At 43.0% G+C, this 1050-nt stretch carries 2 protein-coding genes; one reads left to right on the top strand and one right to left on the bottom strand.

The window, feature by feature from the left end; genetic code table 11:
• Positions 1–63 precede the first annotated feature (63 nt).
• Positions 64–222 (top strand): hypothetical protein, encoded by a 159-nt coding sequence (locus tag FFR48_RS28050; protein WP_162501994.1) that lies wholly within the window; start codon positions 64–66, stop codon positions 220–222.
• Here the strand turns inward: FFR48_RS28050 and bioD are convergent.
• Positions 197–871 carry a dethiobiotin synthase gene (gene bioD / locus FFR48_RS28045; protein ID WP_137669591.1) on the bottom strand — a complete coding sequence of 225 codons (675 nt, stop codon included), beginning with the start codon at positions 869–871 and terminating at the stop codon, positions 197–199. The genes FFR48_RS28050 and bioD overlap by 26 nt on opposite strands.
• Between the last annotated feature and the right edge of the window lie 179 nt (positions 872–1050).

Genomic DNA, 1050 nt, shown 5'->3' with positions numbered 1-1050 from the left:
TATTTAATTGGTATTTGGTAATTGGTAATTGGTAAGTGGTCATTGGTAATTGGGAATTGGTAATTGGTAATTGGTGATTGGTTAATTCTAATTCCCAGTCGGCAGTTCCCAGTCACCAGTCACCAGTCACCAGTTCCCAGTCGCCAGTCACCAGTCACCAGTCCCCAGTCCCCAGTCCCCAGTCCCCAGTCACCTACTATAATCTTTCCCAGTCTAAATTAGATCCAACTTCCGCTAGTTGTTCTAGGTTATTTGGATCTTCTAAAAAAGGTAAACAACCTAAAACGGGGATGTGAGTAAATGATTCAATTAACTCCGGTGGTGTTAAGTCAGCTATTTCCTCATCAAACCGTGGTTGTGTACAATTAAGGACAATTCCCCGCAAATTTATCTTAGCCTGTCTTGCCAATGCTACATTAGCCACAGCTTGAGCGATCGCACCCAATCGCACAGGTACAACTAAAACCGTAGGTAAACGCCATTCACCCGCTAAATCAGCTACCGTCAATTCATCCGTAACTGGTGAACCTAACCCTCCCAAAGATTCCACCAACAAAAAATCACTTCGTTGTTGCAACTTTAACAAAGTTTGCCAAACCAAACCTAAATCTATAGTCCGATTTTCCTTAGCAGCGGCAATGGGTGGCGCTAGAGGTGCTTGAAAATACAAAGGCGTGAGTTCTTCTGGAGTCTGACTTAGTGTAAAAAGTGACTGATATAACTCCTTGTCACCCTCCCCAGATTGAATGGGTTTCATAATCCCCAAGCGGCTTTGAGGGCGATATTTTTGCCAATAGGCTGCTAGAGCGGTAGTCAAAAAAGTTTTACCAGCCCCCGTATCAGTTCCTGTAATTAGTAATGTGTTTGACAATTTATTTACGAATAATTACTGTAAATGAAAAAATTTAGCCCAGCCGGAAAATAGCTGGACTATCTTTAATTTAGCGTTAATCGCGCTAATTACTAGGCGTAATTTCTGGTGTGGGAGTAGTTTCCGGGATGGGATTATTTTCTGGTGAGTCTGTACCGGGTGTTTCCGTGAGTGAGGGG

The sequence above is a fragment of the Sphaerospermopsis reniformis genome (genome assembly GCF_005402885.1).
In the GTDB taxonomy this organism is placed as follows: Bacteria; Cyanobacteriota; Cyanobacteriia; order Cyanobacteriales; family Nostocaceae; genus Sphaerospermopsis; species Sphaerospermopsis kisseleviana.
This window is presented reverse-complemented; position numbering and strand designations above follow the sequence as displayed.